This window comes from Streptomyces sp. NPDC031466 (assembly GCF_055581265.1).
On record NZ_JBVIJT010000003.1, the window covers coordinates 176,813 to 190,433 of the forward strand.

Consider the following 13,621-nt stretch of genomic DNA (forward strand, 5'->3'; position numbering starts at 1 on the left):
TCCCGCTGCTCCTTAGGGCGTTCAGACGTTGCGGAAGCGGTTGATGGCGTCGATGTGCTTCGCCCGCTTCTCCGGGTTGCGCACGCCGAGGCCCTCCTGGGGGGCGAGGGCGAGGACGCCGACCTTGCCCTGGTGGAGGTTGCGGTGCACGTCGTAGGCGGCCTGGCCGGTGTCCTCCAGGGAGTACACCTTGGAGAGCGTGGGGTGGATCTTGCCCTTGGCGATCAGGCGGTTGGCCTCCCACGCCTCGCGGTAGTTGGCGAAGTGGGAGCCGATGATGCGCTTGAGGGACATCCACAGGTAGCGGTTGTCGTACTCGTGCATGTAGCCCGAGGTCGAGGCGCAGGTGGTGATGGTGCCGCCCTTGCGGGTGACGTAGACGGAGGCGCCGAAGGTCTCGCGGCCGGGGTGCTCGAAGACGATGTCGATGTCCTCGCCGCCGGTCAGTTCACGGATGCGCTTGCCGAAGCGCTTCCATTCCTTGGGGTCCTGGGTGCGCTCGTCCTTCCAGAACTTGTAGCCCTCGGCGTTGCGGTCGATGATCGCGTCGGCGCCCATGGCGCGGCAGATCTCCGCCTTCTGGGGGCTGCTGACCACACAGATGGGGTTGGCGCCGCCGGCCAGGGCGAACTGCGTGGCGTACGAACCGAGTCCACCGCTCGCGCCCCAGATCAGGACGTTGTCGCCCTGCTTCATGCCGGCGCCGTTGCGGGAGACCAGCTGGCGGTAGGCGGTGGAGTTCACCAGGCCGGGGGAGGCGGCCTCCTCCCAGCTCAGGTGGTCCGGCTTGGGCATCAGCTGGTTGGACTTGACCAGCGCGATCTCGGCCAGGCCGCCGAAGTTGGTCTCGAAGCCCCAGATGCGCTGCTCGGGGTCGAGCATCGTGTCGTTGTGGCCGTCGCTCGACTCCAGCTCGACACTCAGGCAGTGCGCGACGACCTCGTCACCGGGCTTCCAGGAGTTCACGCCGGGGCCGGTGCGCAGCACGACGCCGGCCAGGTCGGAGCCGATGATGTGGTAGGGCAGGTCGTGGCGCTTGGTCAGCTCGCTGAGGCGGCCGTAGCGCTCCAGGAAGCTGAAGGTGGAGACCGGCTCGAAGATCGAGGTCCACACGGAGTTGTAGTTCACGGAGGAGGCCATGACGGCCACCAGGGCCTCGCCGGGGCCGAGTTCGGGGACCGGCACGTCGTCCAGGTGGATCGACTTGCGCGGGTCCTTCTCGCGGGTCTCCAGACCGGCGAACATCTCCGTCTCGTCCTTGTGCACGGTGATCGCGCGGTACGAGTCGGGCAGGGGGAGAGCGGCGAAGTCGGCGGACTTGGCGTCCTGCGACTGGATCGCGTCCAGGATTTCCTTCACGGTGTTGCCTCCGGCGAAGAAGCGCTTTGCGGTAGCGCTGCTTGAGGGTTGCGTCGGGGTGCTGGTGGTGCGGGGGAGGTGTGCCGTCGGTTCGGCGAAGGGTGGTGCTCGGCGACGCCTTGGTGGGGCGTGGGAGGTGCCTGTGACGCAGGCGTCCGGGCGCACAAGCCGGGGCTTGCGGGGACAGCCGGTGTACGGAGGATCTCTGTACACCGGCCGCCCGGACAACATCAACGTATGGCACCGCGTGCCAGTCGGCAAGACACTGGGTGCCACTAATTTTTGACCGATGATCGATCAGTGCAGGTCAGAGGGGGTGACTGCATGACGAAGGGGCCGCTACCAGCCGGTAGCGGCCCCTCAAAAGCTCAGGACGAACTAGGCAAAAAGGGCTAAGACGCACGCTCTCTGAGCGCCTTCTCGATGGTCCGCATGACCTCGTCCAACGGGGCGTCCGTCCGTGCCACCGTGACCAGGACCTCACCCTGTGCGGACGCCGTCGGCGCGCCCGCCGGGGGCAGGGAGTCGCGCCCGGCGCCGATGCCCGTGCCGAAGGTGCGCCGCACGATCGCGAAGGCGTGGTCCAGCTGGGTCTCCACGTCGCCCTGCCCGCCCGCCCGCAGCCAGCGCCGCAGGACGTGGTTGTGGGCGGTGACCACCGCGGAGGCGGCCACCTCGGCGAGCAGCGGGTCGTCGTTGCCGTCGTGGTGGGCGTGCTCGTCGAAGTGGCCGAGGAGATAGCGGGTGAAGAGCCTCTCGTAGCGGGCCACCGAGGCGATCTCGCGCTCGCGGAGCGTGGGGACCTCGCGGGTGAGGCGGTAGCGCTCCACGGAGACCGCGGGGGAGGCCGCGTACATCTTCATGACCTCCTTGATGCCGCGGCACACCGTGTCCAGCGGGTGCTCGTGCGGAGGCGCCGCGTTGAGCACCGCCTCCGCGCGGATCAAGGTGTCGTCGTGGTCCGGGAAGATCGCCTCTTCCTTGGAGCGGAAGTGCCGGAAGAAGGTCCGGCGGGCGACGCCGGCGGCCGCGGCGATCTCGTCGACCGTCGTCGCCTCGTACCCCTTGGTCGCGAACAGCTCCATGGCCGCGGCCGCCAGCTCCCTGCGCATCTTGAGCCGTTGGGCGGCGGCACGGCTGCCCGCGGCGCTCTCCGGGGCGTCGGGCGTGGCGGGCGTGCGCGAGGACTTGGCGGCCTTGGACATGCCACGAACGTACTGCATACGCGCGGTGCGGTGCTCCGGAGGGACGGGGCCGCTTGAGGGCCCGAGCAGCCCGCCCCAGTCCGCCCGCGCCCCCAGACGCCCTCCGGCCGGCTCAGCGCCGGGCATATTCGCGGAAGCCACGGCCCGTCTTGCGGCCGAGGCAGCCCGCGGCCACCAGGTGTTCGAGCAGCGGCGCCGGGGCCAGCCCCGGGTCGCGGAACTCGCGGTGCAGCACCTTCTCGATGGCCAGCGAGACATCCAGGCCGACGACGTCCAGGAGCTCGAAGGGCCCCATGGGGTAGCCGCCGCCGAGCTTCATCGCGGCGTCGATGTCGTCGAGCGAGGCGTAGTGCTCCTGGACCATCTTGATCGCGTTGTTGAGGTAGGGGAACAGCAGCGCGTTCACGATGAAGCCGGCGCGGTCGCCGCAGTCCACCGGGTGCTTGCGGACGCGTGCGCACACCTCGCGGACCGTGGCGTGCACGTCGTCCGCGGTCAGCACGGTGCGGACCACCTCGACCAGCTTCATCGCCGGGGCCGGGTTGAAGAAGTGCATGCCGATCACGTCGCGCGGGCGCGTGGTGGCGCGGGCGCAGGCCACCACCGGCAGCGAGGACGTCGTGGTCGCGAGGATCGCGCCCGGCTTGCAGACCTTGTCGAGCGCCTGGAAGAGCTGCTGCTTGACCTCCAGGTCCTCGGCGACCGCCTCCAGCGCCAGATCCACGTCGGCGAACGCCTCGTAGGACCCGGCCGGGGTGATCCGCTCCAGCGTCAGGGCGGCGGCCTCGGCCGTCATCCTTCCCTTGTCCACGGAGCGCGCGAGGGACTTGCCGATCCGGGCCTTGGCCGTCTGCGCCTTCTCGTCGGTGCGGGCGGCGAGGACCACGTCGTAGCCGGCCTTGGCGAAGACCTCCGCGATGCCGGACGCCATCGTCCCCGAACCGGCGACGCCCACGGAGCGCACCGGGCGGCCCTCGACGCGTCCCTCGCCCGCCAGCGGGGTCAGGGCGTCGGGCACCACGTCCGCGCTGCCGGGCGCGGCGTAGGTGTAGAAGCCGCGGCCCGTCTTGCGGCCGGTCAGGCCGGCCTCGCTGAGCTGCTTGAGGATCGGCGCGGGCGCGTGCAGCCGGTCGTGCGACTCGGCGTACATGGCCTCGAGGACCGTACGGGCCGTGTCCACGCCGATCAGGTCGAGCAGCGCGAGCGGGCCCATCGGCAGACCGCAGCCCAGCCGCATCGCCGCGTCGATGTCCTCGCGGGAGGCGTACTTCGCCTCGTACATCGCGGCGGCCTGGTTGAGGTAGCCGAAGAGCAGCCCGTCGGCGACGAAGCCGGGCCGGTCGCCGACCGCGACCGGCTCCTTGCCGAGGGCCTGCGCCAGCTCGGTCACCGAGGCGACGGCGGCGGGGGAGGTCAGCACGGACGAGACGACCTCGACGAGCTTCATCGCGGGCGCCGGGTTGAAGAAGTGCAGGCCCAACACACGCTCGGGGCGAGCCGATTCGGCGGCCAGCCGGGTCACGGACAGCGCGTTGGTGCCGGTCGCGATGATCGTCTCGGGGCGCACCACGCCGTCCAGCTCCCGGATGACCTGCTGCTTGATCTCGTACGACTCCGGGACGACCTCGATCACCAGATCGGCCTCGGCCGCGGCCCGTGGGTCGGTGAAGGTGCGGAAGCGGGCGAGGATGTCGCGCCGCTCCTCGTCGGTGAGCTTCTCGCGGCGCACGGCGCGCGCGGTGGAGGCCTCCAGGGACGCCACCGCCCGCGTGGCCGCCGCCTGGCTGATGTCGATGCCGATGACCTCGCGGCCCGCGCGGGCCAGGACCTCGGCGATTCCGGTGCCCATGGTGCCCAGACCGATGACGGCGACCGTGTTCAGGGGAGTGTCCATGCGTGGACTCCTGGTAAGAGAGTGACGACTGAGGGGCGCACGCGGACACGTGACTGTCGCGGGGCGTGCGGGAAGGCGGGTGTCGTGTCCGGGCGGCGTCGCTGCGCCCACGCCCGGTGAGGTCGGCCGGCTCTGTCCCGGAGCCATGCCGTACTGGGGCGGATAACCGGAAGATCCGGGATACCCGCGGTACCGAACCGACTTGCATCCATGACGGCTGCGTCACCAGGCCGTCATGAGGAGGTGCTCACGGGGAGTGTGCCCCGCTCACATGAGATTAACCGCCGGGTAACGAGCGCGCCAGCCCGTCCCGATCCCCGACCTCTGTGATCTACGTCGCGACCGGCGGGTAAGGCTTAGGCTCGCGGCCATGGATGAGGAGTTGCGCACGGTAGTGGAGCGTTTACGCCGTGAGGCGGGGGCCTCGCGGGAGTACGAGAAGCTGGCCGCGACCGGCGACCTCGACGAGCTGGCCGACGTACTGGTCTCACCCGGCCGCCCGCTGTGGGCGCGGGAGTTGGCGGCGGTGCGGCTCGGTGTCGCCGGTGACCGCAGGGCCTTCGAGTCGCTCGTCCTCTTCCTCAACCACCGGGATCCGCCGCGCTGCGCCGCCGCGGCCCACGCCCTGGCCCGCCTCGGCGACCCGCGCACCGCCCGCGCGGCCGCGGCCCTCGCGACGAACGAACTCCGTGTCGCCTACGCCCTCCACCCGGTGCGGCTGCTCACGGAGCTGCGCGCCCCCGAGTCGGCCCCGGCGCTGATCACCACCCTGCGCCGCAGGCTCGCCCCGCACGACCCCTACGGCAAGATCGCCCTCGCCTGCGTGGAGGGCCTCGGCGCCCTGGGTGACGCCCGGGCCCGCCCGGTGCTGAGCGACGCCCGGGCCCACCCCCGCCTGGCGGCGGCAGCGGCGGCGGCACTGGCGCGACTGCCGGAGTGAGGCGGGCCCGGCGCCCTCCCCCGACGGCCTGCCGGGCCCGCCGCGCGCCGGGGCGCCGACGTGGGTCAGTCCGCCCGGACCCGCATGATGGGCCACGGCACCGCCGACGCCCCGCGCCCGCCGCCGGCGGGGCCGTGCCCGGCGCGGGCCGGCTTCGGCTCGGGCGGCGCGTCGCACACGGCGTCCGCCTCGGCGGTCGGCGCGCCGCCCCCGTCCGGTACTTCGCCGCTCGCCAGATAGGCCGTCAAGTGCCGGTCGAGGCAGTCGTTCCCGCGCAGTGAGACGCCGTGGTTGCCGCCGCCCCGCTCGACCACGAGGCGGGAGCCGCCCAGCTTGCGGTGCAGGGTGACGGCGCCCTCGTACGGCGTGGCGGGGTCGTCGGTGGCCTGGAGCAACAGGACCGGCGGGAGGGCGGAGTTGGAGACGTCGGGCTGGCTGAGGTGGTACGTGGGCCAGAAGGCGCACGGCGCGTTGTACCAGGCGTTGTTCCAGGTGGAGAACGGTGCCTTGGCGTGCGTCCGGGCGTTGTCCTCGCGCCACGTCTCCCAGGAGTGGGGCCACAGCGCGTCGCGGCACTGGATGGCCGTATAGACGCTGTAGCTGTTCTCGCCCGCCGCGTCGGTGGCGCCGAGGCTCTCGTACGCCCTGAGGAGCGGACCGGCGTCCTTGTCGTTCGTGTACGCGGCGAACGCCTCGGCCAGGCGCGGCCAGTAGCCGTTGAAGTAGCCCCCGGGCATGAAGGTGTCCTCCAGTTCGGCGGCGCCCACCTTCTTGCCCGCGGGTTTCCGGGCGAGCGCGTCGCGCATCGCGTACCACTTGGCCTCGATCCCGGCGGGGTCCTTGCCCAGTCCGTACGCCGCGTCGTGCCGGGCGATCCAGGCCATGAGCGCCTTGTGGCGGGCGTCGAAGGCGTGATCCTGGCGCAGGTTCCCCTCGTACCAGACGCCCGTGGGGTCGACCAGCGAGTCCAGCGCCATGCGGCGCACCCGGTGCGGGTACAGCTTTCCGTAGACGGCACCCAGGTAGGTGCCGTACGAGTAGCCGAAGTAGTTGAGCCGCTCGGCGCCGAGGGCCGCGCGGATCGCGTCCATGTCCTGCACCGTGCTCACCGTGTCGATGAACGGCAGGACGTGCCCGTGCTTCGATGCGCATCCCCGGGCGAAGGCGCGGGCCCGGTCGAGGTTGGCCCGCTCCAGCGCGGGCGTGCGCGGAAGGCTGTCGGGCCGGACGGGGGCGAAGTGCCCGGGGCGGCAGTTGAGGGCCGGCCTGCTCCGGCCGACGCCGCGTGGGTCGAAGCCGATGACGTCGTACTGCGCGGCCACGTTCTTCGGCAGCGCGTTCGCCACGAAGCCGGCCATGGCGAGGCCGCCGGCCCCCGGACCGCCCGGGTTCACCAGAAGCGGCCCCTGGAACGTGTCCGCGGTGTGCGGTACGCGCGACAGGGCGAGGGTGATCTGCTCGCCGTCCGGCTCCCTGTGGTCGAGCGGGACCTTCAGCGAGGCGCATTGCAGCGAGGGGTGGGCCTTCGTGGAGCACGCCTGCCACGCGAGCGGGGCGTGCGCGGCGCGCGCCCGCTCGGCAAGGGGTGGCGCGGCGACGGCCGGCCCCACGAGCGCGGTGAGCGCGGTGAGGGAACAGAGGGCGATGGCGCTTTTCTTCATCGGCTTCCCAGTGCGAGGGTGCGGGCCGTGCCCGCCACGACCTCTGGCGCATCGTCCCGGACATCACGGCGACGGGGTGCGGTTGCGCCGATGAACTACCTGAAAGGAGCACGCCGGTGCCGCGGCGGCCCCGCCGCCTACAGCAGCGTGAGCTGCGTGGGCCCGGCCGCGGGCTCCTCGGGTGCCCGTACGCGGCGTGGGGCACTCGCGCGCGTGGGACCGATGCCGAACTCCTCCGCCAGTTCGTGCACCTGCCGTGTGATGCGCCGCTGGTACCACTTGGGGGCGTAGGCGCCTTCCGCGTACAGCCGCTCGTAGCGCCGCACCAGGTGGGGGTGGTGTGTGCCCACCCACGCCATGAACCACTCCCGGGCGCCGGGCCGCAGGTGCAGGACGAGCGGTGTCACGGAGGTCGCCCCCGACGCGGCGATGGCCCGCACCGTGGCGCGCAGCTGATCGGGGTGGTCGCCGAGGAAGGGGATGACCGGCGCCATCAGGACCCCGCAGTCGATGCCGTGGCCGGTCAGGGTGCGCACGACGTCCAGGCGCCGCTCGGGGGCGGGCGTGCCCGGCTCGACGGTGCGCCACAGCTCCTGGTCGATGAAGCCGACGGAGACGGAGATGCCGACATCGGTCACCGCGGCGGCCTGCCGCAGCAGATCGAGGTCGCGCAGGATCAGCGTGCCCTTCGTCAGGATGGAGAAGGGGTTGCCCCTCTCGCGCAGCGCCTCGATGATCCCCGGCATGAGGCGGTAGCGGCCCTCGGCCCGCTGGTAGCAGTCGACGTTCGTGCCCATGGCGATGTGGTCGCCGTGCCAGCGGGGCGAGGCCAGCTGGCGCCGCAGCAGCTCGGCGGCGTTGACCTTGACGACGATCTGGCTGTCGAACCCGAGGCCGGTGTCCAGGTCCAGATAGCTGTGGGTCTTGCGGGCGAAACAGTAGACGCACGCGTGCGTGCAGCCCCGGTACGGGTTGACCGTCCATTCGAACGGCATGCGGGAGGCACCCGGCACGCGGTTCACGATCGAGCGGGCCCGGATCTCGTGGAAGGTGATCCCGGCGAACTCGGGGGTGTCGAAGGTCCGCGTCGTCACCGCGTCCGCGCCGAACAGCGCGGGATCGGCGGTGCCCTGACGCGGCCCGTCGGAGAGATTCTCCCAGCGCATGACGCCTCCTCGGTAGCACTGACCCCAGAATAGAACACATGTTCCCTTGATCGTGCGACCCGGAGGTCTGCGCACCGAGATTTGATAGCGTCCCGTCAAGCGCGACCCGCGCGACGACCCGCGACGACGAGGGAGGTCGATGAATATGGCCCGCCGGACGCTTCGTCGCCATGCCCTTGTCCGGGTCGCGCGAGCCTGACAGAAGCAGGGCTCACCACGAGCGGCCCGGTCGTCCCCGAAACGACCTGGAGTGTCGCGTGTCCTCTTCTCGCTCTTCTGCTGCCTCTTCCTCGGCTCCCTCAGCTCCCTCGGCTTCCTCGGCCCGATCCCGCGTCCCCGCCGAGCCGGTCACCGAGCGCCTCGTCCTGCGGGCCTGGTCGCGCGGCGAGGTCGCCGACGTCCTCGCCGGCCGCCGGTCGCCGGGGTGGGCGCCGGACTTCCCCGCGGAGGGCGACCGCGTGATCGCGGGCGTCGTCGCGGAGCAGATCGCCGGGGGCTCCGGTGCGGCCGGTGACCCGGGCACGTACGGCCACCGGCTGATCGTCGAACGGGAGAGCGGTCTGGTGGTCGGTTCCATCAGCCTGTTCCTGCCGCCGGACGAGGGCTCCGTGGAGTTGGGCTACGGCGTCGTCGCCTCCCGACGCGGCCTCGGCCACGCCTCGGAGGCCGCCCGCGCCCTCGTCGCGTACGCCCTGGCCTCGCCGGACATCACCGCGGTCCACGCCGAGGTGGAACTCGCCAACCCGGCATCCGTCCGCGTCCTCGAAAAGGCCGGGCTGCACCGCTGGAGCGACGACGGCACGACCGCCCGCTTCCGCGCCACCGCGCCGGCGGCGTCCCGCCCGATCGCTGACACGCACTAGCGGAATCGCCGGGTCCGGTGACGGGCGGGGCGAACGCACGATGCATGATCGGACGCATGCCCGTCGAGTTCCTGTCCGTCGCCGCCCTGGCCGTCGTCCTGATCTGTGCCGTCGTGCGTCCCTTCGGGCGCCCCGAGGCCGTCTTCGCCGTACCGGCCGCCGCCGTCGTGATCGCGGCCGGCGCGATCACGACGGCCGACGTGCGCGACGAGGCGGCCCGGCTCGGGCCGGTGATCGGCTTCCTGGCCGCCGTGCTCGTGCTCGCCAAGCTCTGCGCCGACGAGGGGCTCTTCCACGCCTGCGGCACCTGGATGGCGCGCCGGGCCGGCGGGCGGCCCCGCCGACTGCTCGCCGCCGTCTTCGGCCTGGCCTCGGTGATCACCGCGGCGCTGAGCCTGGACGCCACCGTGGTCCTGCTCACCCCGGTGGTCTTCGCCACCGCCACCCGCATGGGCGCCCGGCCCCGGCCGCACGTCTACGCGAGCGCCCACCTCTCGAACACCGCGTCCCTGCTGCTCCCGGTCTCCAACCTGACGAACCTCCTCGCGTTCACCGCCACCGGCCTGAGCTTCACGCGCTTCGCGCTCCTGATGACCTTGCCGTGGCTGGTCGCGATCGCGGTCGAGTACGCCGTCTTCCGGCGCTTCTTCGCCGCCGACCTCGACGCCCCGACCGACGCCGACGAGAGCGGGGAGCCCCCGCGGATGCCGCGCTTCGCCCTGGTGACCGTCGCGGCGACGCTCGCCGGGTTCGCGGTCGCCTCCACCCTCGGCGTCGATCCGGCCTGGGCCGCCGCGGCCGGCGCGGGCGTGCTCGCCGTGCGCGCCCTCGTGCGGCGGCGCACGACCCCCGCCGCGCTCGTGCGCGCCACCTCGCTGCCGTTCCTCGCCTTCGTCCTCGCTCTCGGCGTCGTCGTGCGGGCCGTGGTCGACAACGGCCTCGGCGACGCGCTCGGGCGGGTGCTGCCCGACGGCACCGCCCTGCCCGCGCTGCTGGGCACCGCGGCCCTCGCCGCGCTCCTCGCCAACGTCATCAACAACCTGCCGGCCGTCCTCGCCCTGGTCCCGCTGGCCGCGCCCTCCGGTCCCGGCGCGGTCCTCGCCGTGCTCATCGGCGTGAACATCGGGCCCAACCTCACCTACGCCGGGTCCCTCGCCACCCTGCTCTGGCGCCGCATCGCCCATCAGCACCAACACCGCGTCGGGCTCAGGGAGTTCACCGTCCTCGGCCTGCTCACCACGCCCGCCGCCCTCGCCCTTTCGACCCTCGCGCTGTGGGTCTCGCTGCGCCTCCTGCCGGGCTGAGCGCGCCCTTGGCGGGGACCCGATTTGGGGGGCCGGAGCGCAGGGTGGTTGGCTCTCCCTGAACTCCCCGAGAAACCAAGTGCTGGAGGAAGCAATGGCGCAGGTCGAGGCGACCACGGAGCGGATCATCGCGGCACAGCCGGACGACGTCTTCGACGCACTGGCCGACTACAACGGCACGCGCGAAAAGATCCTTTCGGAGCACTTCAGCGAGTACGAGGTGCGCGAGGGCGGCGACGGCGAGGGCACCCTCGTCCACTGGAAGCTCCAGGCCACCAGCAAGCGGATCCGCGACTGCCTCCTGGAGGTCACCGAGCCCACCGACGGCGAGCTGGTCGAGAAGGACCGCAACTCCTCCATGGTCACGACGTGGCGGGTCACCCCGGCCGGCGAGGGCAAGGCACGGGTGGTCGTCACCAGCGTGTGGAACGGCGCGGGCGGTATCGGGGGCTTCTTCGAGCGGACCTTCGCCCCCAAGGGCCTCGGCCGGATCTACGACACGGTCCTCGCCAACCTCGCCGCCGAGGTGGAGAAGTAGCTTTTCACGCTCACCGTTTCGAGTGGTCTTCTGTTCGGCTCCGTTGTACGCCGTAGGGCTCCGACCGGCGCATACGCCCGCGTAGCCCGGGAAAAGGCCGACTCGTCGCGCTTGCTCACCGTTGTCGCGCAATGCGAGAAAGCAGGCGGCGCAGGCGCGACGAGGGGAGCGGTACGTGGGTGGGACGACGCTGGTGAAGGCCGCGGGGCGGGGCGAAGAGGCGGCCCCGGCCCCCGGCGCACGGGAAGCGGGGCAGCAGCCGCCCCCGGCGCCCGGCCCGCCCGCGCGCGAGCTGGGCCCGCGCCACGTGCGCCTGGTCTTCTGCGGGCTGATGCTCGCCCTGCTGCTCGCCGCCCTGGAGCAGATGATCGTCGCCACCGCGCTCCCCAAGATCGTCGGTGAGCTGCACGGCCTGGACCGGATGTCCTGGGCGATCACCGCCTACCTGCTCACCTCCACCATCACCCTGCCCGTCTACGGCAAGCTCGGTGACCTCTTCGGGCGCAAGGGCGTCTTCCAGTTCGCCATCGTCGTCTTCGTCGTCGGCTCCGCGCTCGCCGGGTGGTCGCGGACGATGGACCAGCTCATCGCCTTCCGCGCCCTCCAGGGCATGGGCGCCGGCGGCCTCATGATCGGCGTCCAGGCGATCATCGCGGACATCGTGCCGCCCCGGCAGCGCGGCCGCTACATGGGCCTCATCGGCGCCGCCTTCGGCCTCGCCTCGGTGGCCGGCCCGCTGCTCGGCGGCTTCTTCACCGACCACGCCTCCTGGCGCTGGTGCTTCTACTTCAACGTGCCGTTCGGCCTGGTCACCCTCCTCGTGATCACCCTGGTGCTGCACCTGCCCAAGCCCACCGCCAGGGCCCGGCTCGACGTGCTCGGCGCGCTGCTGCTCGCCGCCGCCTCCACCTGCCTGGTGCTGCTCACCAGCTGGGGCGGGACCCGGTACGCCTGGGACGACCGCGTCATCCTCGGCCTGGGCGCCGGCGCCGTCGTGACGGGCCTGCTCTTCCTCGTCGTGGAGCGGCGCGCCCCGGAACCGATCATCCCGCCGCGCCTGTTCCGCGACGCGGTCTTCAACCTCACCTCGCTCATCGGCATGGTCGTCGGCGTCGGCCTCTTCGGGGCCGCCAGCTATCTGCCGACCTTCCTCCAGATGGTCGACGGCGCGAGCGCCACCGAGTCCGGCCTGCTGATGCTGCCCATGATGGGCGGCGTCGTGGGCGCCTCGATCCTCTCGGGACAGTTCATCAGCAGGACCGGGCGCTACAAGATCTACCCCGTGCTCGGCGGCGTCCTGTCCGTCGTCGGCATGTGGCTGCTCTCCCGGCTCGAAACCGGCACCGCGCGGCTGGAATACAGCGTCTGGATGGCCGTGCTCGGCGCGGGCATCGGCCTCGTCATGCCCGTGCTGATCCTCGCCGTGCAGAACGCGGTCCGCCCCGCCGACCTCGGCACCGCGACCAGCGCGCACAACTACTTCCGGCAGATCGGCGGCAGCGTGGGCGCCGCGATCTTCGGCACCCTCTTCGCCGACCGGCTCGCCGACGCGCTGAAGGACCGGCTGCCCGCCGGATCGCACACCTCCCTGCCCGACCCCGAGTCCGTCACCCCCCAGCTCGTCCACGCGCTGCCCGCGCCCCTGCGCGAGGGCTACATCCAGGCGTACGCCGACGCGATGCCGCGGATCTTCCTCTACCTGGTGCCGGTGCTCGTCCTCGGTACGCTGCTCGCCTTCTTCCTCAAGGAGACCCCCCTGTTGTCCAGCGCCCCTTCCCCCGACGCGCCCACCGCCGAGCCCGCCCCGATCCCACACGCCCGTACGACGGCGTACGCGGCCGGGATCCCGGTCTGCGGCACCGTGCAGCACCCCGACGGGAGCGTGGTGCCCCGCGCGGCCCTCACCCTCATCGACGTCGCCGGGCAGCAGATCGGGCGCGGCGCCAGCGGCGCGGACGGGCGGTACGCCCTGTCGACGCCGGGCTCGGGCTCGTACGTGCTGATCGCGGCGGCGGGCGGCCACCAGCCGCAGGCGGTCACCGTCACCGTCGGCGAGCGGCCCGTCGAGCTGGACGTGGTCCTCGGCGGCGCGGGACGCCTCGCGGGGACGGTGGTGACCGCCGACGGCACGCCCGTCAGGGACGCCGCCGTCACCCTCACCGACGTCCGCGGCGAGGTCGTCGCCACCACCCGCAGCGGCCGCGAGGGCGGCTATGTCATCACGGAGCTGGTGGCCGGCGAGTACACCCTCGCGGCGAGCGCCCCGGCGTTCCGGCCCGCCGCGCTGCCCGTCACCGTGCAGGCCTCGCGGGAGACCCGCCAGGACGTGGAGCTGGCGGGCGGCGCCGTGCTGCGCGGCACCGTGCGGGCGGGCGGCGGACGGGCCGTCGAGGACGCGCGCGTGACACTGCTCGACGCCGCGGGCAACGTCGTCGACACCCTGACCACCGGCGCGGACGGCACCTTCCGCTTCGTCGACCTGTCGTCCGGCGAGTACACGGTCATCGCGGCGGGCTACCCGCCGGTCGCCACCGTCCTCCAGGTCGCGGGCGGCGGCCGCACCGAGCGGGACCTGCAACTGGGGCACGAGGACTGACGTACGGGCAAAGACGGCCCGCGGGGGGCGTACGCCGGGGGGAATTCCGGCCGAGGTCAATTCCGGCATTGCCCCGCACGACAACCCGCGACGGC

At 72.4% G+C, this 13,621-nt stretch carries 10 protein-coding genes; 5 read left to right on the top strand and 5 right to left on the bottom strand.

What is annotated here, in order from left to right:
* Positions 1-21: 21 nt before the first annotated feature.
* The 3 genes from ccrA to ACZ5GP_RS06820 form a co-directional block, all read right to left on the bottom strand.
* Entirely contained in the window at positions 22-1,359 is a 1,338-nt protein-coding gene (gene ccrA / locus ACZ5GP_RS06810) for a crotonyl-CoA carboxylase/reductase (protein ID WP_468749771.1), read from the bottom strand.
* Positions 1,360-1,751: 392 nt separating this feature from the next.
* Positions 1,752-2,582: a TetR family transcriptional regulator gene (locus ACZ5GP_RS06815; RefSeq protein WP_468749772.1), complete on the bottom strand. Its 831-nt coding sequence runs from the start codon at positions 2,580-2,582 to the stop codon at positions 1,752-1,754.
* Positions 2,583-2,676: 94 nt separating this feature from the next.
* A complete protein-coding gene (locus ACZ5GP_RS06820) occupies positions 2,677-4,458 on the bottom strand; it encodes a 3-hydroxyacyl-CoA dehydrogenase family protein (protein WP_468749773.1) in 1,782 nt (593 codons plus the stop codon).
* Between the two features lie 370 nt (positions 4,459-4,828).
* On the opposite strand from ACZ5GP_RS06820, the gene ACZ5GP_RS06825 reads away from it, so the two are divergent.
* Positions 4,829-5,398, top strand: a complete 570-nt coding sequence (locus ACZ5GP_RS06825) for an adenylosuccinate lyase (RefSeq protein ID WP_468749774.1) — start codon at positions 4,829-4,831, stop codon at positions 5,396-5,398.
* 65 nt (positions 5,399-5,463) lie between these two features.
* Here ACZ5GP_RS06825 and ACZ5GP_RS06830 read toward each other — a convergent pair whose 3' ends face one another.
* Both ACZ5GP_RS06830 and ACZ5GP_RS06835 read right to left on the bottom strand, forming a co-directional pair.
* The gene (locus ACZ5GP_RS06830) at positions 5,464-7,059 is read right to left on the bottom strand and encodes an alpha/beta hydrolase (RefSeq protein ID WP_468749775.1); all 1,596 of its coding nucleotides are present in this window, start codon (positions 7,057-7,059) and stop codon (positions 5,464-5,466) included.
* Between the two features lie 137 nt (positions 7,060-7,196).
* A complete protein-coding gene (locus ACZ5GP_RS06835; RefSeq protein ID WP_468749776.1) occupies positions 7,197-8,225 on the bottom strand; it encodes an Rv2578c family radical SAM protein in 1,029 nt (342 codons plus the stop codon).
* Positions 8,226-8,482: 257 nt separating this feature from the next.
* On the opposite strand from ACZ5GP_RS06835, the gene ACZ5GP_RS06840 reads away from it, so the two are divergent.
* The 4 genes from ACZ5GP_RS06840 (at position 8,483) to ACZ5GP_RS06855 (ending at position 13,526) form a co-directional block, all read left to right on the top strand.
* Positions 8,483-9,088, top strand: a complete 606-nt coding sequence (locus ACZ5GP_RS06840) for a GNAT family N-acetyltransferase (protein ID WP_468749777.1) — start codon at positions 8,483-8,485, stop codon at positions 9,086-9,088.
* A gap of 56 nt (positions 9,089-9,144) precedes the next feature.
* On the top strand, positions 9,145-10,392 hold the full coding sequence (locus ACZ5GP_RS06845) for an SLC13 family permease (RefSeq protein WP_468749778.1): 1,248 nt from the start codon (positions 9,145-9,147) through the stop codon (positions 10,390-10,392).
* A gap of 94 nt (positions 10,393-10,486) precedes the next feature.
* Positions 10,487-10,930 carry an SRPBCC family protein gene (locus tag ACZ5GP_RS06850; RefSeq protein WP_468750148.1) on the top strand — a complete coding sequence of 148 codons (444 nt, stop codon included), beginning with the start codon at positions 10,487-10,489 and terminating at the stop codon, positions 10,928-10,930.
* 175 nt (positions 10,931-11,105) lie between these two features.
* On the top strand, positions 11,106-13,526 hold the full coding sequence (locus ACZ5GP_RS06855) for an MFS transporter (RefSeq protein ID WP_468749779.1): 2,421 nt from the start codon (positions 11,106-11,108) through the stop codon (positions 13,524-13,526).
* Positions 13,527-13,621: the final 95 nt, after the last annotated feature.